This window comes from Geodermatophilus maliterrae (assembly GCF_041018925.1).
In the GTDB taxonomy this organism is placed as follows: Bacteria; Actinomycetota; Actinomycetes; order Mycobacteriales; family Geodermatophilaceae; genus Geodermatophilus; species Geodermatophilus maliterrae.
This window is the reverse complement of record NZ_JBFNXQ010000098.1, coordinates 1-18,168: the sequence shown is the minus strand read 5'-3', so window position 1 is coordinate 18,168 and position 18,168 is coordinate 1. Positions and strand designations below refer to the sequence as shown.

General features: G+C 75.7%; 20 protein-coding genes. 11 read left to right on the top strand and 9 right to left on the bottom strand.

Annotated elements, in window-relative coordinates:
• Positions 1-232: 232 nt before the first annotated feature.
• The 3 genes from ABQ292_RS21740 to ABQ292_RS21730 are packed head-to-tail and all read right to left on the bottom strand — an operon-like array spanning position 233 to position 2,204.
• Entirely contained in the window at positions 233-931 is a 699-nt protein-coding gene (locus ABQ292_RS21740) for a hypothetical protein (RefSeq protein WP_369209800.1), read from the bottom strand.
• Complete coding sequence (locus ABQ292_RS21735; protein ID WP_369209799.1) at positions 928-1,845, bottom strand: ATP-binding cassette domain-containing protein; 918 nt, start codon at positions 1,843-1,845, stop codon at positions 928-930. The genes ABQ292_RS21740 and ABQ292_RS21735 overlap by 4 nt, the downstream gene beginning before the upstream one ends.
• On the bottom strand, positions 1,842-2,204 hold the full coding sequence (locus ABQ292_RS21730; protein ID WP_369209798.1) for a GntR family transcriptional regulator: 363 nt from the start codon (positions 2,202-2,204) through the stop codon (positions 1,842-1,844). Before ABQ292_RS21730 ends, ABQ292_RS21735 begins: the two co-directional genes overlap by 4 nt.
• Positions 2,205-2,313: 109 nt before the next feature.
• Here ABQ292_RS21730 and ABQ292_RS21725 point away from each other — a divergent pair, with 109 nt between their 5' ends.
• The 8 genes from ABQ292_RS21725 (at position 2,314) to allB (ending at position 9,165) form a co-directional block, all read left to right on the top strand.
• Positions 2,314-3,441, top strand: a complete 1,128-nt coding sequence (locus ABQ292_RS21725; protein ID WP_369209797.1) for an epoxide hydrolase family protein — start codon at positions 2,314-2,316, stop codon at positions 3,439-3,441.
• A 65-nt stretch (positions 3,442-3,506) separates the two neighbouring features.
• Complete coding sequence (locus ABQ292_RS21720) at positions 3,507-3,809, top strand: urease subunit gamma (protein ID WP_369209796.1); 303 nt, start codon at positions 3,507-3,509, stop codon at positions 3,807-3,809.
• Complete coding sequence (locus ABQ292_RS21715; protein ID WP_438940617.1) at positions 3,806-4,108, top strand: urease subunit beta; 303 nt, start codon at positions 3,806-3,808, stop codon at positions 4,106-4,108. The genes ABQ292_RS21720 and ABQ292_RS21715 overlap by 4 nt, the downstream gene beginning before the upstream one ends.
• The gene (locus tag ABQ292_RS21710) at positions 4,108-5,829 is read left to right on the top strand and encodes an urease subunit alpha (protein WP_369209795.1); all 1,722 of its coding nucleotides are present in this window, start codon (positions 4,108-4,110) and stop codon (positions 5,827-5,829) included. The genes ABQ292_RS21715 and ABQ292_RS21710 overlap by 1 nt, the downstream gene beginning before the upstream one ends.
• Entirely contained in the window at positions 5,829-6,467 is a 639-nt protein-coding gene (locus ABQ292_RS21705) for an urease accessory protein UreF (RefSeq protein WP_369209794.1), read from the top strand. Before ABQ292_RS21710 ends, ABQ292_RS21705 begins: the two co-directional genes overlap by 1 nt.
• An 18-nt stretch (positions 6,468-6,485) precedes the next feature.
• On the top strand, positions 6,486-7,160 hold the full coding sequence (gene ureG, locus ABQ292_RS21700) for an urease accessory protein UreG (RefSeq protein ID WP_369209793.1): 675 nt from the start codon (positions 6,486-6,488) through the stop codon (positions 7,158-7,160).
• The gene (locus ABQ292_RS21695; protein WP_369209792.1) at positions 7,157-7,840 is read left to right on the top strand and encodes an urease accessory protein UreD; all 684 of its coding nucleotides are present in this window, start codon (positions 7,157-7,159) and stop codon (positions 7,838-7,840) included. Before ureG ends, ABQ292_RS21695 begins: the two co-directional genes overlap by 4 nt.
• Complete coding sequence (gene allB, locus ABQ292_RS21690; protein WP_369209791.1) at positions 7,837-9,165, top strand: allantoinase AllB; 1,329 nt, start codon at positions 7,837-7,839, stop codon at positions 9,163-9,165. Before ABQ292_RS21695 ends, allB begins: the two co-directional genes overlap by 4 nt.
• Positions 9,166-9,167: 2 nt before the next feature.
• Here the strand turns inward: allB and ABQ292_RS21685 are convergent, their stop codons facing one another.
• Positions 9,168-9,323: a hypothetical protein gene (locus ABQ292_RS21685; protein WP_369209790.1), complete on the bottom strand. Its 156-nt coding sequence runs from the start codon at positions 9,321-9,323 to the stop codon at positions 9,168-9,170.
• Between the two features lie 86 nt (positions 9,324-9,409).
• On the opposite strand from ABQ292_RS21685, the gene alc reads away from it, so the two are divergent.
• Together alc and ABQ292_RS21675 are read left to right on the top strand one after the other, a co-directional pair.
• Entirely contained in the window at positions 9,410-10,411 is a 1,002-nt protein-coding gene (gene alc / locus ABQ292_RS21680; protein ID WP_369209789.1) for an allantoicase, read from the top strand.
• 32 nt (positions 10,412-10,443) lie between these two features.
• Positions 10,444-11,211, top strand: coding sequence for an SDR family NAD(P)-dependent oxidoreductase (locus ABQ292_RS21675; protein ID WP_369209788.1), 768 nt, complete (start codon positions 10,444-10,446; stop codon positions 11,209-11,211).
• A gap of 20 nt (positions 11,212-11,231) precedes the next feature.
• Here the strand turns inward: ABQ292_RS21675 and pucD are convergent, their stop codons facing one another.
• The 3 genes from pucD to ABQ292_RS21660 are packed head-to-tail and all read right to left on the bottom strand — an operon-like array spanning position 11,232 to position 15,035.
• Positions 11,232-13,658 (bottom strand): xanthine dehydrogenase subunit D, encoded by a 2,427-nt coding sequence (gene pucD, locus ABQ292_RS21670; protein ID WP_369209787.1) that lies wholly within the window; start codon positions 13,656-13,658, stop codon positions 11,232-11,234.
• The gene (locus tag ABQ292_RS21665) at positions 13,655-14,149 is read right to left on the bottom strand and encodes a (2Fe-2S)-binding protein (RefSeq protein ID WP_369209786.1); all 495 of its coding nucleotides are present in this window, start codon (positions 14,147-14,149) and stop codon (positions 13,655-13,657) included. Before ABQ292_RS21665 ends, pucD begins: the two co-directional genes overlap by 4 nt.
• Before the next feature lies 1 nt (position 14,150).
• Positions 14,151-15,035, bottom strand: coding sequence for an FAD binding domain-containing protein (locus ABQ292_RS21660; protein ID WP_369209785.1), 885 nt, complete (start codon positions 15,033-15,035; stop codon positions 14,151-14,153).
• 155 nt (positions 15,036-15,190) lie between these two features.
• On the opposite strand from ABQ292_RS21660, the gene ABQ292_RS21655 reads away from it, so the two are divergent.
• Positions 15,191-16,624, top strand: a complete 1,434-nt coding sequence (locus ABQ292_RS21655) for an 8-oxoguanine deaminase (protein ID WP_369209784.1) — start codon at positions 15,191-15,193, stop codon at positions 16,622-16,624.
• Here ABQ292_RS21655 and egtE read toward each other — a convergent pair.
• Positions 16,621-17,751 carry an ergothioneine biosynthesis PLP-dependent enzyme EgtE gene (egtE, locus tag ABQ292_RS21650; protein WP_369209783.1) on the bottom strand — a complete coding sequence of 377 codons (1,131 nt, stop codon included), beginning with the start codon at positions 17,749-17,751 and terminating at the stop codon, positions 16,621-16,623. The two genes, ABQ292_RS21655 and egtE, sit on opposite strands and share 4 nt — an antisense overlap.
• 23 nt (positions 17,752-17,774) lie before the next feature.
• A partial coding sequence (locus ABQ292_RS21645; protein ID WP_369209782.1) for an anti-sigma factor domain-containing protein occupies positions 17,775-18,168 on the bottom strand: 394 nt, incomplete at its 5' end.

The following is an 18,168-nucleotide window of genomic DNA, read 5'->3' as shown; positions in this document are numbered from 1 at the left end:
CTGGAGGGCTCCAGCCGACACGGCCGGAGCCCTCCAGGCATTTCTGCATGTCCGGGCAGTCCCCGTCACCGGCACTGAGGGACCCGTCGGGATCCGCCGGTGTGCCCTTGTCGCGACGATGGCACCTGTCGGAGGGACTCGTCCGGCGCTGCCGTGGTCCGTCACCGAAGGTCTCGGCCCCGTAGGCGACGGAACCGGGACCGGAGACGTCCCCTTCGATCGGCCCCGAGTGTCAGGGGACCAGGCGGCGGAGGCCGGCGAGAGACAGCCCTGCGAGGACCACTGCCAGTCCCAGCGGGAGGGCGACGGCGAGCGTCAGGACGGTCTGGTCGGTCAGCCAGGCGCCGACGTCACCCCAGGCGCGGCGCCACGAGACGAGGATGGCGAGACCACCGGTCACCAGGAGCGTCGTGAGGGCGAGGACCCACGTCCCGACCTGTCCCCAGCGCTTCATCACCACACCGATCCCGACGCCGGCGAAGGCGAACGCGAGCATCGGCGCTCCCGACACCAGGACCTGCAGTGCGGCGTCGTCGACGTCCAGGACGCCCGGCGCCCAGAAGTGCAGGCGGACCCCCCAGCCGCCCGTCGCGCCCTCGATCGCAGTCAGCGCCGACAGGACGATGCCGTAGCCGAGCGCCTGCACGGCGGCGACCAGCGCGGTGCCCAACCAGAAGGTCCGGCGGGTGAGGCTCATGCCCATCGCGAAGGGCAGCACCTGGGTCATCGACTGCACGTAGATGATCATGACGGTGATGTACAGCGACGCCACGCCTCCGGAGACGCCGCCGCGCGGCTGCGCCCCGGCGTCGGTCAGCACCCATACCGCGACGTTGATCCCGAAGCTCGAGGCGACGATCGCCCACGGGACACCGAAGGTGAGCAGCGGGTTCATCAGGTGCAGCCGGCCGGCGGCCGTGACGCGGTTCATCGGGAGACCTCCTCGAGCGGGTCGGCGGTGCGGACGGCGGCGGCCGGTCGACGGCGCAGGCTCATCGCCACGACGAGTTGCTGCAGGGGCGTGGGCTCGGCCGTCATCCCGGCCGGGACCAGCTCGGCGGGCTCGACCCGCCGGCGCAGGCGCAGCACGGCACGGCTGGCGCCGCCCAGCGTCTCGACCGACAGCGCGTCGTGCTCGGCGGCCAGTGCCGCGACGCGGTCGGCCGGACCGGTCACCGTGAGCGCCGCGGCACGCAGGTCGTCGGCGTCGTCGTCGAGGAGGAGCCGGCCGGAGTCGAGGAGCAGGACGTGCTCCAGCAGGCCACTGATCTCCTCGATGAGGTGCGTCGAGAGGACGACGGTGCGCGGGTTCTCGGCGTAGTCGGCCAGGAGCCGGTCGTAGAAGAGCTGCCGCGCGACGGCGTCCAGACCCAGGTAGGGCTCGTCGAAGAGCGTCACCGGCGCTCGCGAGGCCAGACCGATCGTGATGCCGACCGCCGACACCATGCCGCGCGACAGCTTCTTGACCGGACGCCGGGCCGGCAGCTCGAAGTCGGCGACCAGTGAGCGGGCCAGGTCCTCGTCCCACTCGGGGAAGAGCGTGGCCGCCGCCGCGAGGGCGTCGCGCACCCGGAAGTGGTCGGGGTAGCGCTGCCCCTCCTTGACGAAGCAGACGCGCCGCAGGACGTCGTCGTTCTCGTACGGGGCGGCGCCGAGCACCTCCACGCGGCCGCTGGTCGGCACCCGGTGACCGGTGAGCAGCTGCAGCAGCGTCGTCTTGCCGGCACCGTTGCGGCCCAGCAGGCCGGTGATGCCCTCGCGTGCGATCGAGGTGGTGACCCCGGCGAGGGCGGTGTGCTCCCGGAACCGGACGGTGACGTCGGTGAGCGTGGCGGCGACGGTCATCGCTCGTCCTCCCAGCGGTCGATCATCGAGGCGAGCTCGCGGACGGAGATGCCGAGCTTCTGCGCCTCGGCCATCAGGGGGCGGACGTACTGGTCGGCGAACTCGCTGCGCCGCCGCTTGAGCAGCTGCTCGCGGGCGCCGGTGGCGACGAACATCCCGACTCCTCGTCTCTTGTAGAGGACCCCGTCGGCCACCAGCTGGTTGAGGCCCTTGGCCGCCGTGGCGGGGTTGATGCGGTGGAAGGCGCTGAGCTCGTTGGACGACGGCGCCTGGCTCTCCTCGGGGAGGGAGCCGTCGACGATCGCGTTCTCGATCTGCGCGGCGACCTGCCGGAAGATCGGGCCGGCGTCCTCGTTCACCGGGGACGCCGGGCTCCGCCAGGGCCGCCCTGGTCCCTGGGTTCATTACTCATGTAATGAACCGTAGAGGTGGGCCGACCCGGCCGTCAACCGCCGTTACGGTGACCCCGTGGACGACGACGTCATCACGCCCTTCACCGTCGACGTGCCGGACGGGACGGTCGCCGACCTGCGCCGCCGGCTGCGCGACACCCGCTGGCCCGAGCCGGCCACCGTCGACGACTGGGCGCAGGGTGTGCCGCTCGCCTGGCTGCAGGAGGTCTGCCGGTACTGGGCGGAGGAGTACCACTGGCCGTCGCGGCAGGCGCGGATCAACGCCTTCCCGCAGGCGACGACGGTGGTCGACGGACTGCCGCTCCACTTCCTGCACGTCCGCTCACCGCACGAGGACGCCCTGCCCCTGGTGCTCACCCACGGGTGGCCCGGGTCGGTGGTCGAGTTCCTGGAGCTCGTCGGCCCGCTGACCGAGCCCGAGGACCCGCGCGACGCCTTCTCCGTCGTCGTCCCCTCGCTGCCGGGCTACGGCTGGAGCGGCAAGCCGACCGTCCCCGGCTGGGGGCCGGCGCGCACGGCCGACGCGTGGGCCGAGCTGATGCGCCGGCTGGGCCACGAGCGCTTCGGCGCCCAGGGCGGGGACATCGGGTCGTTCGTGTCGGCCAACCTGGGCGCGCGCCATCCCGACCGCGTCGTCGGCGTGCACCTCAACATGGTGGTCACCGGTCCGCCCGAGGGGCAGACGGAGTTCGGCGAGCGCGAGCAGCGGGCGCTGGACCGGCTGCGGGCCTTCCGCGAGACCGGCTCGGCCTACAGCAACCAGCACCGCACCCGGCCGCAGACGCTCGGCTACGGGCTCACCGACTCACCGGCCGGGCAGTGCGCGTGGATCCTGGAGAAGTTCGACGCGTGGACCGACGGCGACCCGCTCGCCGTCATCGGGCTCGACCGGCTCCTCGACGACGTCTCCGTCTACTGGTTCACCGCGACGGCGACGTCGTCGGCACGGATGTACTGGGAGATGGCGCGGGCGCCCGCGGAGCGCGCGCCGCAGGTGACCGTGCCCACCGGCGTCTCGCTCTTCCCCCACGAGATCTTCCAGCCGCCCCGCGAGTGGGTGGAGCGGCAGCTGACCGACCTGCGGTCCTGGCGCGAGCACGACCGCGGCGGTCACTTCGCCGCGATGGAGCAGCCGGGGCTCCTGCTCGACGACGTCCGGGAGTTCTTCCGCCCGCTCCGGTGAGCGGCAACAGCGGCGTTACACGGCCGGGCTACCGTGCGGGCTCCGCCGACCCCGGAGGACCCCGCGTGCACCTCTCCCCGCACGAGCAGGAACGCCTGCTGCTCTCCTACGCCGCCGAGCTGGCCCGCCGCCGGCGTGCGAGGGGGCTGCGGCTCAACCTCCCGGAGGCGACGGCGATCGTCACCGACCACGTGCTGGAGGGCGCTCGCGACGGCGGCCTGGTCGCCGAGCTCGTGCAGTCCGGCCGCACGGTGCTCACCCGCGACGACGTGATGGACGGCGTCCCCGAGCTGCTGGAGGAGGTGCAGGTGGAGGCGACCTTCCCGGACGGGACCAAGCTCGTGACGGTCCACCAGCCCATCCCGTGATCCCCGGCGAGGTCATCCCGGCCGACGGGGTCATCGAGACGCTGGAGGGAGCGCCGCGGCTCGAGCTCGAGGTGACCAACACCGGCGACCGGCCCGTGCAGGTCGGCTCGCACTTCCACTTCGCGCAGACCAACCGGGCGCTGGCCTTCGACCGCGCAGCCGCGCACGGGCACCGGCTCGACGTCGCCGCCGGCACCGCCGTCCGCTTCGAGCCCGGCATCACCCGCACGGTGACGCTCGTGCCGCTGGCCGGCGCGCACGTCGTCCCCGGCCTGACCGCAGACGGAGGGCTCGGCTGATGGTGCGGCTGTCCCGCGAGCGCTACGCCCAGCTGTACGGCCCGACCACGGGGGACCGCGTCCGACTGGCCGACACCGACCTGCTGGTCGAGGTCGAGGAGGACCGCTGCGGCGGGCCGGGCCGCGCCGGGGAGGAGGCGGTGTTCGGCGGCGGCAAGGTGATCCGCGAGTCGATGGGCCAGGGGCGGGCCACCCGCGCCGAGGGCGCGCCCGACCTGGTGATCACCGGTGCGGTCGTCCTCGACCACTGGGGGATCGTCAAGGCCGACGTCGGCGTCCGGGACGGGCGGATCGTGGCGCTGGGCAAGGCCGGCAACCCCGACACGATGGACGGCGTCCACCCCGGCCTGGTCATCGGCCCGGGCACCGAGGTGATGGCCGGCAACGGCAAGATCCTCACCGCCGGCGGCATCGACTGCCACGTGCACTTCATCTGCCCGCAGATCGTGCCGACGGCGCTGGGCTCCGGCGTCACCACCCTGATCGGCGGCGGTACCGGACCGGCCGAGGGCTCCAAGGCCACGACCATCACACCCGGCGACTGGTACCTGGCCCGGATGCTCGAGGCGATGGACCCGTGGCCGGTCAACGTCGCGCTGCTCGGCAAGGGCAACACCGTCTCGCAGGCGGCCATGGAGGAGCAGCTCCGCGGTGGCGCCAGCGGGTTCAAGCTGCACGAGGACTGGGGCTCCACGCCCGCCGCGATCGACGCCTGCCTCACGGTGGCCGGCCGCCACGGTGTCCCGGTGGCCCTGCACTCGGACACGCTCAACGAGGCCGGCTTCGTCGAGGACACCCTGGCCGCGATCGCCGGGCGGAGCATCCACGCCTACCACACCGAGGGGGCCGGAGGCGGTCACGCGCCGGACATCATCACCGTCGCCGGGCACGTGAACGTGCTCCCCAGCAGCACCAACCCGACCCGGCCGCACACGGTGAACACCCTCGACGAGCACCTCGACATGCTCATGGTCTGCCACCACCTGGACAGCTCCGTGCCGGAGGACCTCGCCTTCGCCGAGAGCCGGATCCGGCCGACGACGATCGCCGCCGAGGACCTGCTGCACGACGTCGGTGCCATCTCGATGATCGGCTCGGACGCGCAGGCGATGGGCCGCGTGGGCGAGGTCGTCCTGCGCACCTGGCAGACGGCGCACGTCATGAAGCGCAAGCGCGGGTCGCTGGCCGGGGACGGCGCGGCGGACAACCTGCGGGCCCGCCGGTACGTCGCCAAGTACACGATCTGCCCGGCGGTCGCGCACGGGATCGACGGCGAGGTCGGCTCCGTGGAGCCCGGCAAGCTCGCCGACCTGGTGCTGTGGGACCCGCGGTTCTTCGGCGTCCGGCCGCACGCGGTGCTCAAGGGCGGGATGGTCGCCTGGGCGCAGATGGGCGACGCCAACGCCTCCATCCCCACACCGCAGCCGCAGCTGCCGCGGCCGATGTTCGGCGCGTACGGCCGGGTGCCGGCGCGGACGTCGCTGCACTTCGTCGCGCCTGCGGCGCTCGACGCGGGGCTGGGTGACCGGCTCGCCGTCGACCGGCGGCTGGCCGCGGTCACCGACACCACCCGGCTGACCAAGGCCGACATGCCGGAGAACACCGCGCTGCCGGAGATCCGGGTCGACCCCGACACGTTCACGGTCCGCGTGGACGGCGAGGTGTGGGAGCCCGAGCCGGTGCGCGAGCTGCCGATGGCGCAGCGGTACTTCCTGTTCTGATGAGCGCCGCACTCCTCACGCTGGCCGACTCGCGGCTGCCCGCCGGCGGACACACCCACTCCGGTGGCGTCGAGCAGGCGATCGCGGCCGGCGTGGTCAGCGGTCCGGCGTCGCTGGCGGGGTTCCTGCTGCGCCGGCTGACGACGTCGGGGCGGGTGGCCGCCGGCCTGGCGGCCGCCGCGTGTCGAGGGGGAGACCTGGCAGGTCTCGACGCCGAGGCCGACGCGCGGACGCCGTCGCCGGCGCTGCGGGCGGCCTCCCGGCAGCAGGGGCGCGGGCTGGTGCGGGTGGGCCGCCGGGCCTGGCCCTCGCCGCTGTGGGACGCCCTGCCGGCCGCGCCGCACCACCCGGTCGCGCTCGGTGTCGCCGCGGCCGCCGGCGGCCTGACGCCCTCGGACGCCGCCGCGGCCGCCGCCTACCTGTCGGTCAGCGGCCCGGCGACGGCGGCCCAGCGGCTGCTGGCCATGGACCCGCTCACCGTCGCCGCGCTCACCGCGCGGCTGGCCCCGGAGATCGACGCCGTCGCCGGAGGGAGCCTTCGTGGCGCTGATGGCCCGCTTCCGGCCGACACCGACCCGCTCCTCGACCTCCTCGCCGAGGTGCACGCCGCACGGAAGGACCGCTTCTTCGCCTCATGAGCCCCACCGGGAGTACAGATGCCGCCTGACCACAACCTGGACGACTACGTCGACGCCCCCGCGCCGCACCGGCACGGCGGGCCGCTGCGCGTGGGCCTCGGCGGGCCGGTCGGCTCGGGCAAGACCGCCCTGGCCGCGGCGCTGTGCCGCACGCTCGGCGCGGAGTACGACCTCGCCGTCGTCACCAACGACATCTACACGACCGAGGACGCCGACTTCCTGCGCCGCAACGCCGTCCTGCCCGACGACCGGATCGAGGCGGTGCAGACCGGCTGCTGCCCGCACACCGCCATCCGCGACGACATCACCGCCAACCTCGACGCCGTCGAGCTGCTCGAGGCCCGCCACCCCGGCCTGGAGCTGGTGTTCGTCGAGTCCGGCGGGGACAACCTGACGGCGAGCTTCAGCTACGGGCTGGTCGACGTGCAGGTGTTCGTCGTCGACGTCGCCGGCGGGGACAAGGTGCCGCGCAAGGGCGGGCCGGGGGTCACCGCCAGCGACCTGCTGGTGGTGAACAAGACCGACCTGGCGCCGCTGGTGGGCGCCGACCTCGACGTCATGCGCCGCGACTCGGCGCTGGTGCGGGGGGACAAGCCCACGCTGCTGATCTCGCTCCGCGAGGACCCGACCGCCGCGACGGTGGCCGACTGGGTGCGCGCCCAGGTGCGGGACCGGGCGCTGCAGGGAGCGTGAGGACCCGGGTCGAGGTCGTGGCCCGGCGCGGCCCCGGCGGGCGCACCGTGCTGCCGGTCGTGCGGGGCGGCGGGCAGCTGGCGGTGCGGCGCACCGGCCCGGCGTCGGTGCACCTGGTGGCGACGGCGTTCGGCCCGCTGGGTGGGGACGACGCCGAGGTCCGCCTGGTCGTCGAGGAGGGCGCCACGCTGGCCGTGCGCTCGGTGGCCGCCGCCGTCGCGCTGCCGGCGCGGGACGGCGACCGGCCCTCGGTGCAGCGGGTCGTCGCCGAGGTGGCCGGGGAGCTCGACCTGCGCCCGGAGCCCACCGTCGTCGCGCGCGGCGCGCACCACCGGGCGGAGCTGTCGGCGGCGCTCGCGCCCGGCGCCGTCCTCACCGCGAGCGAGCAGGTGCTGCTCGGCCGCACCGGGGAGGAGCCCGGGCGCTGGACCGGCACGACGCGGGTGGTCGTCGACGGTCGGCCGCTGCTGCACACGACCGTCGGCCTCGGCCCCGGGGCGCCGGCCTGGCTGCCGCCGGTGGCACCGCGCGCCTACGCGTCCACCGTGCACGTGGGGCAGGCTGCGGGGGTGCTGACCGGGGAGGACGCCGTGCGGTTGCCGCTGGAGAACGGGTGGGTGGCCAGCGCGTGGGGCGCCGAGCTCCACCGGGTCGTGCGGGCGGCGGAGGCGGTGGCGTGAGCCTCGTCGTCCGGGCCCGGCGGGTGGTGCTCCCCGACGGCGAGCGCGCCGCGGCCGTGCACACCGAGGACGGCGTGGTCGCCGCCGTCTCCGGCTTCGACGACGTCCCGGCCGGCGCGGTCACCCTCGCCGACGACGAGGTGCTGCTGCCCGGGCTGGTGGACAGCCACGTGCACGTCAACGAGCCCGGCCGCACCGAGTGGGAGGGCTTCGCCACCGCGACCCGCGCCGCGGCCGCCGGCGGCATCACCACGATCGTGGACATGCCGCTCAACTCCGTGCCGGCCACCACGACGCTCGAGGCGCTGCGGGCCAAGCGCGAGGTCGCCGCGGGGCAGGTCGCCGTCGACGTGGCGTTCTGGGGCGGCGCGGTCCCCGGCAACGTCGAGCAGCTGCGGCCGATGCACGAGGCCGGCGTCGTCGGCGTCAAGTGCTTCCTGCTCGACTCCGGCGTGCCGGAGTTCCCCCCGCTGGACGACGCCGGGCTGCGCGCCGCGCTCGCCGAGCTGGCGTCCTTCGACGGGCTGCTCGTCGCGCACGCCGAGGACGAGGAGGTCATCGGCGCGGCGCCGGAACCGGGAGGCGCGAGCTACGCGGCGTTCCTCGCCTCCCGGCCGCCCGCGGCGGAGGAGACGGCGATCGGCCGGCTGGTGTCCGCCACGCGGGACACCGGCGCCCGCAGCCACGTCGTCCACCTGGCCGACGGCGGCGCGCTGCCGCTGCTGCGGGCGGCCCGGGCGGGCGGTGTGCGGGTCACCGTGGAGACCTGCCCGCACTACCTGACCTTCGCCGCGGAGGACGTGCCCGACGGGGACACCGCGTTCAAGTGCTGCCCGCCGATCCGGGAGTCGGCGCACCGCGAGGCGCTGTGGGCCGCGCTGGAGGCCGGGGACGGCGGCCAGCCCGTGATCGACATGGTGGTGAGCGACCACTCGCCGTGCACGCCGGAGCTCAAGCGGCTCGACGTCGGCGACTTCGGGCTGGCGTGGGGCGGGATCGCCGGGCTGCAGGTGGCGCTGCCGGCGGTGTGGACCGGCGCGCGGGCGCGCGGGATCGGCCTGGCCGAGGTCGCCCGCTGGATGTCGGCGGCGCCGGCGCGGCTGGCCGGGCTGCCGGGCAAGGGCGCGATCGCCGTCGGCAAGGACGCCGACCTGGTCGCCTTCGCCCCCGAGGAGCGCTTCACGGTGGGCCGGCTCGAGCACCGCAACCCGGTGACGCCCTACGCGGGCCGCGAGCTGACCGGCGTCGTCCGGCGGACGTGGCTGCGCGGGCAGGAGGCCGACGGTAGCCCCCTCGGCCGGTTGCTGGACCGAGGAGGCCGCTGAGGTCAGCTCCGGGGTTCCTCGCGGGCGGCCTCGTCCATGATCTCGGGGTCGTCGGCGGAGCCCCCGGCGGGGTCGGCGTTGCCCAGCGCGGTCTCGGCGGGCATCTGCCGGACGTGCTCGCGGGCGCGCTCGCGCAGGTCGTCGGTCGGTTCGGACACGGGTCCTCCTCGGGTTCGGCGTGAGACGCCGGGCCCCTACCCCGGCCGTGCGAGAGTGACCCCCCGCCGATCTGCGGAGGAGAGCCGTGAGCGACCCGTTCGACCTGCCCGACCTGGCCGTGCGCACGCAGGGCGGTGCCGTGGTGGCCGCCAACGACGAGTTCTTCGCCGGCAAGGAGAACCTGATCCTCCCCCGACCGCCACAGGCGCGGGACGACTTCGGGGCGCGCGGCAAGGAGTACGACGGCTGGGAGACCCGGCGACGGCGCGAGCCGGGCACCGACTGGGCGGTCGTGCGGCTCGGCATGCCGGGCATCGTGCGCGGCGTCGTCGTCGACACCGCTTTCTTCCTCGGCAACTACCCGCCGCGCGCGTCGCTGGAGGGCACGTCGGTCGAGGGCCACCCACCGGCGTCCGTGCTGGTCGACGCCGACTGGGTGCCGCTGCTGCCGCTGTCGGAGCTGGCCGGGGGCACGGCGAACCGCTTCACCGTCGAGCCGGGACCCCGGGTGACCCACGTGCGGCTGTCCATCCACCCCGACGGCGGCGTGGCCCGGCTGCGGGTGCACGGCGAGGTGGTCCCGGACCCGCGGCTGCTCGACGCCGGCCCGTGCGATCTCGCCGCCCTGGAGAACGGCGGGACGGTCAGCGGGGTGAGCAACGCCTTCTACGGCAGCCCGCACCAGCTCATCGGCCGGGGCGACGCGCGCTCGATGGGCGAGGGCTGGGAGAACGCCCGCCGCCGCGACGACGGCAACGACTGGGTGGAGGTGACGCTGGCCTGCGAGGGGACCGTCACCCTCGCCGAGCTCGACACCTCGTGGTTCCTCGGCAACGCGCCCGGCGCGGCCTCGCTGACCGGCACCACCGCCGACGGCGACGAGATCGGGCTGCTGCCCGTGACCCCGCTGCAGCCCGACACCCGGCACCGCTTGGTCCTGCCCGGCGACACGGGCGTCACCCGGGTGCGGATGGACGTCTTCCCCGACGGCGGCATGGCCCGGCTGCGGCTGTGGGGCCGCCCCACCGAGGAGGGCCGCGCCGCCCTGGACCGCCGCTGGGAGGAGACCTCGCTCAGGTCGCGGTGAGGTGCTCCGGCCGCAGCGGGTAGGTGCCCCCCATGGCGACGATCGCGATCACCGGCTCCACCGACGGCATCGGCCGCGCGGCCGAGCGGCGGCTGCTCGCCGGCGGGCACACCGTCGTCCTGCACGCCCGCAGTGAGGCCCGCGGCGCGCCGGTCGCCGAGGAGCTCGGCCGGCTCGGCAGCGTCCGGCTGGTCACCGGCGACCTGGCCGACCTCGACCAGGTGCGCTCGCTCGCCGATGCGCTGGGGCGGCAGGGGGACCTCGACGTGCTCGTCCACAACGCCGGCGTGTGGCCGCCGGAGGGGGCGCCGCCCAGCCGGCAGGGCCACGAGCTGGCGTTCGCCGTCAACGCGCTCGCGCCGCACCTGCTCACCGCACTGCTGTCCGAACGGGTGCGCGAGCGCCTGGTCTTCCTCGGCAGCGGCATGGTCGGCTCGGGTCGCGTCGACCCCGACGACCTCGGCAGCCCGCGCCCGCCGCGGCGCGCCTACGCCGACTCCAAGGCGCTCGACGTCGTCCTGGCGCTGGCCTGGGCCCGCCACCTGCCCTCCCTGCGCGTGGGCGCGGTCGACCCGGGCTGGGTGCGCACCAAGCTGGCCTCCCCGGGCGCACCGGGGGACGTCGAGGACGGTGCCGGGCGGGTGGCGCGGGCGGCGGCCGGCGAGTGGGCCGGCGGGTACACCGCCGGGAGCCGGCGGGCGCGGATCCCGCGCGCGCTGGAGGACCCCGACCTGCAGGACCGGGTGCTGGCCGCGATGGACCGCCTGGCCGGCGTCACCTCCGCCGGTCCGAGGCCGTAGCGGGCCGGGCGTGTGCGCTCTCAGGCCCCCTGCAGGGGCCCGCCGCGAGCGTGCGAGGGGTGGGGGGCAAGGGGTCCTTCGACCGTGATGTGCTCCGGGCGCACGGGGACGCGCCGCAGCGGGAGGCCGGTCGCGGCCCGGATGGCGGCCAGCACCGCCGGGCCGGAGGAGATGTTGGGTGCCTCCCCGACGCCGCGCAGGCCGTAGGGGGCGTGCGGGTCGGCGCACTCGAGGACCTCGATGCGCATCGGCGGCATGTCGAGCACGGTCGGGATCAGGTAGTCGGTGAACGACGGGTTCTGCACCCTGCCGTCCCTGATCAGGATCTCCTCCATCACCGCCAGGCCGAGCCCCTGGGCGGTGCCGCCCTGGATCTGGCCGATGACCGCCTGCGGGTTGATGGCCTTGCCGACGTCCTGGGTGCAGGCCATCTCCACCACCTTGACCAGCCCGAGCTCGGTGTCGACGTCGACCACCGCCCGGTGCGCTGAGAACGCGTACTGCACGTGCGCGAAGCCCTGGCCGGTCTCGGGGTCGACCGCCTCGGTGGGGCGGTGCCGCCACTCCAGGGTCTCCTCGACCGCCTCGTCGCCGAGCACGTCGGCCAGCGGGACCGCGATGCCCTCGGCGTCGGACACGACCTTGCCGCCGTCCAGCCGCAGGTCGGCCACCGGCCGCCCGACGACGGACCGCGCCCGCTCCAGCACCCGGGCGCGGACCGCCTCGCACGCGGCCTTGACCGCCCCGCCGGTGACGTAGGTCTGCCGGGACGCCGAGGTGGACCCGGCCGACCCGACGGTGGTGTCCTTGGGGTGCACGGTGACCCGCTCGACGCCCAGCTCGGTGCGGGCGATCTGCTGCTCGACGGTCACCAGCCCCTGGCCCACCTCGGCCGCGGCGGTGTGCACGGTCGCGACCGCCTCGCCGCCGACGACCTCCAGGCGCACCCGCGCGGTGGAGTGGTCGTCGTAGCCCTCGGAGAAGGCCACGTTCTTGTACGCGACGGCGTACCCGACGCCGCGCCGGACGCCCTCGCCGTGCGTGGTGTTGGAGACGCCGCCGGGCATGTCGCGCAGGTCGACGTCGTCGCCGGTCGCGGCCTCGGGGGGCAGCGGCATGGCCTGCAGGCGGCGGAGCAGCTCGGCGACGGGGGCCGGGCTGTCGATCACCTGCCCGGTGGGGGTCGGCGACCCCTCCTCCATCGCGTTGCGGCAGCGCAGCTCGACCGGGTCCATGCCCAGCTCGGCGGCCAGCGCGTCCATCTGCGACTCGTAGGCGAAGGCGGTCTGCACCGACCCGAAGCCGCGCATGGCGCCGCACGGCGGGTTGTTGGTGTAGGCGCCGTAGCAGTCCACGTGCACGTTCGGGACGACGTAGGGGCCGACGCCCATCGTGCCGCCGTTGCCCACGACCGCCGGGGTGCTGGAGGCGTAGGCGCCGCCGTCGAAGTAGACGGCCGCCCGCACGTAGACCAGGTCGCCGTCCCGGGTCGCGCCGTGCTCGTAGCGCATGGTCGCCGGGTGGCGGTGCACGTGGCCGAAGAAGGACTCCTCGCGGTTGTAGGACATCTTCACCGGCTTGCCGGTGTGCAGCGCCAGCAGGCAGGCGTGCACGTGCATCGAGAGGTCCTCGCGGCCGCCGAAGGCCCCGCCGACACCGGCGAGGGTCAGCCGCACCCGCTCGGGCGGCAGGCCCAGGGCGGAGCAGATCTGCCGCTGGTCGACGTGCAGCCACTGGGTGGCGACGTAGAGCTCGACGCCGCCGTCCTCGGTGGGGACGGCCAGCCCGGACTCCGGGCCGAGGAACGCCTGGTCCTGCATGCCGACCTCGTACTCGCCCACCACCACGACGTCCGCGGTCGGCTCCGGGTCGCCCTTGCGGACCTTGAGGTGGCGCACCAGGTTGCCCTGCGGGTGCAGGTGGGCGCTCTCCCGGCTGAGCTCGGTGACCTCCGCCGGGGCGTCGTGCACCTGGTTCCAGGTCGGGTGCCCGAGCGCCACGCGCGCGTCGGTGACCGGCTCCCAGACCTCGTAGTCGACCTGGATCCGGGAGGCGGCCAGGCGGGCGGTCTCGGGGTGGTCGGCGGCGACCAGCGCCACCGGCTCGCCCTGGTAGCGGACGACGTCGACGGCGAGGACCGGCTGGTCGGCCAGCTCGAGGCCGTAGACCTTCTCGCCCGGCACGTCGTCGGAGGTGAGGACGGCGTGCACCCCGGGGACGGCCAGCGCCGGGCCGAGGTCGACGGACCGGATGCGGGCGTAGGGGTGCGGGCTGCGCAGCGTGACGCCCCAGAGCATGTCCCCTATCCACAGGTCGCTGCCGTAGGCGAACTCGCCGCGGACCTTGAGGACGCCGTCGGGGCGCTGGGCGTCGTCGCCGACCCGCCCGCCGCCCACGCCGGTCAGGTGGGCCGGTGCCCCGCTCGGGGTCCGGGTGGGGGCGCTCACCGCCCGGCCTCGCTCATCCGGTCGGCGGCGAGCCGGACGGCGTCGAGGATCTTCTCGTAGCCGGTGCACCGGCAGAGGTTGCCGGCCAGCGCCTCGCGGATCTCGGCGTCCGCCGGCTTGCGCCCCTCGGCCAGGGAGCGGCCGACCAGGTCGTCGGTGGCCACCAGCAGCCCGGGGGTGCAGAAGCCGCACTGGACGGCGCCGGCGTCGAGGAAGGCCTGCTGCACCGGGTGCAGCTCACCGGTGTCCCCGTCGGTCAGGCCCTCGACGGTGCCGACCTCCCGGCCCTCGGCCTGCCCCGCGGCGACCAGGCAGGCGCAGACCGGCAGCCCGTCGAGGTAGACGGTGCAGGAGCCGCACTCGCCCTGCTCGCAGGCGTTCTTCGAGCCGGGCAGGCCCATCCGCTCGCGGAGGACGTAGAGCAGGCTCTCGCCCTCCCAGACGTCGTCCACCTGCTGCTCGGTGCCGTTGACGGTGCAGGTCAGGCGCACCTCAGGCCTCCTTCGGGGAGTCGCGGGAGTCGGTGCGGTACTCGGCCCAGGCCCAGGTCAGCGCGCGGCGGGCCATGACGGAGAGCGCGTGGACGCGGTAGCGCGCGGTGCCGCGGACGTCGTCGATCGGTGCGGCCGCCTCGGCGACCAGCTCGCCGAAACGGGCGGCGGTCGCGCTCGGCAGTTCGGCGCGGGAGTCCCACGACCCGTCGAGCTCGCCGGCGAGGAACTCCTCGGCCGCGGGCGCGCGGCGCGGCGTGGGCGCGGCCGACCCGATGCCGGTGCCGACGGCCCGGCGGGCGGGGTGCAGCGCCAGCCCGAACGCGGCGACGGCGATGACCATCGCGTTGCGGGTGCCGATCTTGCTGTACTGCTGCGGGCCGCTCGGCGGGACGATCCGGACGGCGGCGATCAGCTCGTCGTCGGCCATCGCCGTGCGCTTGACGCCGGTGTAGAAGTCGGCGACCGGGATCCGGCGGCTGCCCCGCACCGAGGCCACCTCGACCTCGGCGTCGGCGGCCAGCAGTGCCGGGTGCGCGTCGCCCGCGGGGGAGGCGGTGGCCAGGTTGCCGCCGACGGTGCCCCGGTTGCGGATCTGCGGGGAGCCGATGGTGCGGGCGGCCATCGCCAGGCCGGGCAGCCGGTCGCCCAGCTCGGTGATCACGCGGGCGTAGGGGACGCCCGCGCCCAGCCGGACGGCGCCGTCCTCGGTGTCCCACTGCCGCAGGTCCTCGATCCGGGTCAGGTCGAGCAGCCGCGCGGGCCGCAGCCGGCCGAAGTTGACCGCGACCATGACGTCGGTGCCACCCGCGATCGCGACGGCGTCGGGGTGGGCGGCCTTGGCCTCCAGCGCCTCCGCCCACGTCGTGGGCTGCAGGAAGTGCATCGTCGCTCCTCGTCGGTGGGCCGGCCGCCGCGCCCGCCGCAGCAGGCCCGCGGGGTGCCGGGGACGGTCACGGTAGCCCCGGATCGTCACGGGGAGGTTGCGCGCGCCCGTGTGGCGGCACGCGCCGTCCACCCGGCCTGGGCAGGATGCCCCGCGTGGAGACGACCGCGCCCGCCGACCTGCTCGTGACCGACGCCGACCTCGTGGCCACCGTCGACGACGGGCGGCGGGAGATCGCCGGCGGCTGGGTGGCGGTGACCGGTGGTGTGGTGAGCGGGGTCGGTGGACCCGGCGACCCGCGGCCGGCGGCGACCCGCACGATCGACGCCCGCGGCTGCCTGGTGACGCCCGGGCTGGTCAACACCCACCACCACCTGTACCAGAACCTCACCCGCTCCTTCGCCCCCGCGCTGACCGGCGGCCTGTTCGACTGGCTGGTCACCCTCTACCCGCTGTGGGCGCGGCTGGACGAGGAGGCCGCCTACGTCTCGGCCTACGTGGGCCTGACCGAGCTGGCGCTGGCCGGCTGCACCACCTCGACCGACCACCTCTACGTGCACCCGCGCGGCGCCGGTGACCTGATCAGCGCGGAGGTGGCCGCGGCCCGCGACCTGGGGATGCGCTCGCACTTCACCCGCGGCTCGATGTCGCTGTCGGAGAAGGACGGCGGGCTGCCGCCGGACTCCGTCGTCCAGGACGACGACGAGGTCCTCGCCGAGTCCGAGCGGCTGGTGGCCGCCCACCACGACCGCTCCCCGACGGCGCTCACCCGCATCGCCCTGGCGCCGTGCTCGCCGTTCAGCGTGTCGACGTCGCTCATGACGCGGACGGCGGAGCTGGCCGAGCGGCTCGACGTCCGGCTGCACACCCACCTCGCCGAGACGCAGGACGAGGACGCGTTCTGCCTCGAGCGCTTCGGCCGCCGTCCGGTCGACTACCTGGCCGACGTCGGCTGGATGGGCGACCGGGTGTGGCTGGCGCACGTCGTGTGGCCCTCGCCCGACGAGGTGCGCCGGCTCGGCGCCGCGCGGGTCGGGGCGGCGCACTGCCCGTCGTCGAACATGGTCCTGGGCAGCGGGCTCGCGCCGGTGGCCGAGCTGCGGGCGGCCGGCGCGCCGGTGGGGCTGGGCGTGGACGGGTCCTCGTCGGCCGACGCCGCGTCGCTGTGGCTGGAGGCCCGCACGGCGATGCTGCAGGGCAAGCTGCGGCACGGCGCCGGGTCGTTCACCGCCCGGGACGCGCTGGAGATCGCCACCCGCGGCGGCGCGGACTGCCTCGGGCGGACGGGCCAGATCGGGCAGCTGTCGGTCGGGTCGTGCGGCGACCTCGCCGTCTGGCCGCTGACGGGGGTGGCCTTCGCCGGCGCGCTGTCCGACCCGGTGGAGGCCTGGCTGCGGTGCGGGCCGGTGGCCGCTCGGCACACCGTCGTCGGCGGGCGGCTGGTGGTGGAGGACGGCGTCCCGGTGCACGCCGGCCTCGACGAGCAGCTCGCCGTCCACCGCCGGGTCTCCGCCCGCGTGCAGCGGAAGGACCCCGCTGCCCCCCACCGCTCGCAAGCTCGCGGCGGGCCCCTGCAGCGGGGCCGTTAGAGGGCGGCGGCGAGGGCCTCGAGGTCGTCGACGGTGCCGTCCAGGTGCGGCGACACCCGCAGCACCGGGCCGGTCATCTCCTCCGGCGCGCGCTCGACCCCGATCGCCGTCGTCACGATGCCCTGCTCGCTGAGCAGCCGGGCGCGGGTGGCGACGACGTCGACGCCGTCCGGTGGGCGCAGCGTGGTGGTGGCCGTCGGCTCGTCGCGCGGCTCGACCACCCGCCAGCCGGCCGCGCCGTCGAGCACCTCCCGCGCGGTCCGGCCCAGCGCGGCCAGGCGGGCGCGCACCCGGTCGGGTCCGGCGGCCAGGTGCTCCCCGACGGCGAGCACCAGCCCCACCCGGCCGGCCACGTGCGCCTCCCCGCTCTCCAGCGCGCGCAGCGGCGGCAGGTCGGCCGGGCCGGGCAGCACCGGCGTCAGCTCCGCGGTCACCGGCGGGCGCACGCACAGGACGCCGACGCCGCGGGGCCCGGCCAGCCACTTGCGCGAGGTCGAGTAGACGACGTCGGCGCCGAGGTCGACGTCGACGTGACCCAGCGACTGGGCGGCGTCGAGCACCAGCGGCACGCCGTGCTCGCGGCACAGTGCGGCGACCTCCGCCGCGGGCTGGACGACGCCGCGGTGGCTGGCCACGTGCGTGAGGTGCACCAGCCGCGGCGGGTCGGCGGCCAGCAGCCGGCCCAGCGCCTCGACGTCGGCCCGGCCGTCGCCGTCCACGGCCATCGGCACCGCCTCGAGGCCGGCGTCGCGCAGCTGGGCGGCGTTGGGCGCGTACTCGCCGGGGAGGCGGGCCACCCGGGCACCGCCGGGCAGCCGCCAGGCGGCCAGCAGCGCCCCGAGCGCGGCCTGCGCCGACTCGACGAAGACGACGTCGGCGGCGGCCATCCCGACCAGGCCGCCGAGCACGCTGCGGCCCTGCTGCAGCAGGTCGCCGGCGCTCGCCTCGGCGACGTAGCCGCCGAGCTCGGCCTCGTGCCGCGCGTGGTGCGCGACGGCCTCCAGCACCCGGTTGCTCTGCCGGCTGCAGGCGGCGGTGTCCAGGTGCCGCCCGGCCGGCCGGGGGCGCGCGGCGCGCCAGGAGTCGCCGAGGTCCTCGTGGGGGAGCAGCACGTCGAGCGCGGTCACGCCCCTGACGGTAGCGACGCGGGTCAGGTGTCGAGCTGCCCGCGCGCCACCGAGACGCCCGAGTGCGTCGGGTCGCCGTCCAGCTGCTCGACCGAGACGTCGACGACCGGGTACTCCCCGATGTCGACCCCGGCGGGCAGCTCGAACTCCTCGGTGCCGGCCCGGACGACGCCGAGCGGGATAAGCCCGGACACCGACTCGTCGAGCAGCCAGGCCTCGAGGTAGCCCTCCCGCGGCGCCTCGGCGGCCAGCTCGACCCGCAGCACCAGCGTGCCGTCGGGGCGCTCCACCACCGCGGCGCGGCCGGAGGCGCCGCTGCCCTCCAGCGGGTCGAGGACGGCGTCGGCCACGGGGACGCCGGCGTCCTCGGTGTCGTCCCCGCTCAGGGCCACCGCGCCGGCGCCGATGGCCAGCCCG

Coding starts and splice junctions, on each gene's coding strand:
- ABQ292_RS21740 (WP_369209800.1), bottom strand. CDS start 931: ATGAACCGCGTCACGGCCGCCGGCCGGCTGCACCTGATGAACCCGCTG.
- ABQ292_RS21735 (WP_369209799.1), bottom strand. CDS start 1,845: ATGACCGTCGCCGCCACGCTCACCGACGTCACCGTCCGGTTCCGGGAG.
- ABQ292_RS21710 (WP_369209795.1), top strand. CDS start 4,108: ATGGTGCGGCTGTCCCGCGAGCGCTACGCCCAGCTGTACGGCCCGACC.
- ABQ292_RS21705 (WP_369209794.1), top strand. CDS start 5,829: ATGAGCGCCGCACTCCTCACGCTGGCCGACTCGCGGCTGCCCGCCGGC.
- ureG (WP_369209793.1), top strand. CDS start 6,486: ATGCCGCCTGACCACAACCTGGACGACTACGTCGACGCCCCCGCGCCG.
- ABQ292_RS21675 (WP_369209788.1), top strand. CDS start 10,444: ATGGCGACGATCGCGATCACCGGCTCCACCGACGGCATCGGCCGCGCG.
- ABQ292_RS21660 (WP_369209785.1), bottom strand. CDS start 15,035: ATGCACTTCCTGCAGCCCACGACGTGGGCGGAGGCGCTGGAGGCCAAG.